At 43.2% G+C, this 1,393-nt stretch carries 2 protein-coding genes; both read left to right on the top strand.

Going from position 1 to position 1,393, the window contains the following annotated elements; genetic code table 11:
* Positions 1 to 47 precede the first annotated feature (47 nt).
* A complete protein-coding gene (locus QVA83_RS16520; protein WP_353844113.1) occupies positions 48 to 896 on the top strand; it encodes an SPFH domain-containing protein in 849 nt (282 codons plus the stop codon).
* 71 nt (positions 897 to 967) lie between these two features.
* Positions 968 to 1,174 (top strand): type II toxin-antitoxin system antitoxin, encoded by a 207-nt coding sequence (locus tag QVA83_RS16515; RefSeq protein WP_287498710.1) that lies wholly within the window; start codon positions 968 to 970, stop codon positions 1,172 to 1,174.
* The last annotated feature ends 219 nt before the right edge of the window (positions 1,175 to 1,393 follow it).

Genomic DNA, 1,393 nt, shown 5'->3' with positions numbered 1-1,393 from the left:
AAATTTTGTATTATAAAGATATCAAAATGATATCAAAGGTGAGTGATATGAAAGAAAGGAAAGGGTTTTCGGTAAACGGTTATTTGATGATCTGTGTTTTGCTAGTCGCACAGGTTGCTACGTTTTTCTATGCAGTGTCGGGTAACCCCGAAGCTGGTGTAATTCTAAGCGTTTTAGTGGGAAGTTTGTGGTTGGGCTATTTCATGGTGCAACCCAACCAAGCTAAGGTCATGACGTTTTTCGGCAGCTATGTAGGTACTGTCTCTGATGTTGGATTACGCTGGACAATTCCTTTGTTCCGTAGAGCTAATATTTCTCTGCGCATAAGAAACTTTGAAAGTGCCAGAATTAAAGTTAACGACAATCAAGGAAACCCCATTGAAATCGCCTCTATTGTCGTGTGGAAAGTGAGCGATACTGCTGAAGCAATGTTTGACGTAGACGATTACGAAAGTTTTGTGCGAATTCAAAGTGAGTCCGCGATCCGCAATATGGCAAGTAGCTTTCCTTACGATCCACGTGACGACGAGCAAGCGGAAGTCGCACTTCGTAGCCACCCAATAGAGATATCAGCGCGTTTACAAGAAGAGATCCAAGCTCGCCTTTCGAAAGCTGGGATCACAATTTTGGAGTCTCGTATCAGCCACCTTGCCTACGCGCAAGAAATCGCAAGTGCCATGCTTCAGCGTCAACAAGCATCAGCTATTGTGGCTGCCCGGAAGCAAATTGTAGATGGTGCTGTGGGAACCGTAGAAATGGCACTTCAGCGATTAAATGAAAAGGGTGTAGTAGAGCTTGATGAAGAGCGTAAGGCGACGATGATCAGTAATTTATTAGTTGTGCTGTGTGGTGATAAGTCGACGCAACCGGTTATTAATACAGGTACAATCTACTAGCTCGTTTTTTTAATTTAAGTTTGCAATTGTAGTGCCGCAGCAATGCACTGCGGCACATAAGGTTTGTAATTTTGGCAAAGAAAAAAGCGTATCCACTTAGGATAAATGAAAATGTACTTACCGCCATGGAGCGATGGGCTGCCGATGACTTGCGCAGTGTAAATGCGCAAATAGAGTATGTATTAAGACAAGCGCTAGTGAAGCAGGGAAGAGTGAAGCTGGTAGAAAAAGTGGTAGTAGAGGTTGAAGAAATAGACTCCACTCAAAAAGATAACTGAACGCGAAATAGCAGGGTATCAGCTATCTTTTCGATATGATCGTCACTAGCTAAGGCTTAGATATTCCGCTTGATTCTGCGTCTAACAAGTACAATGCCACCTAATAGACACAGTGGGAGTAAAGACCATGCTCCGCCATGCTCTTCTACTATGACTACCGTATCTTCAACCACATATTCATTATTTTCACTTTCAAGGGGAAGATAGGCGAGTGCACTG

Source organism: Alteromonas sp. AO-Serp (genome assembly GCF_017849675.1).
Taxonomy (GTDB): Bacteria; Pseudomonadota; Gammaproteobacteria; order Enterobacterales; family Alteromonadaceae; genus Alteromonas; species Alteromonas macleodii.
The sequence above is the reverse complement of the archived record's forward strand: the minus strand, read 5'-3'. Positions and strand labels throughout refer to the sequence as shown.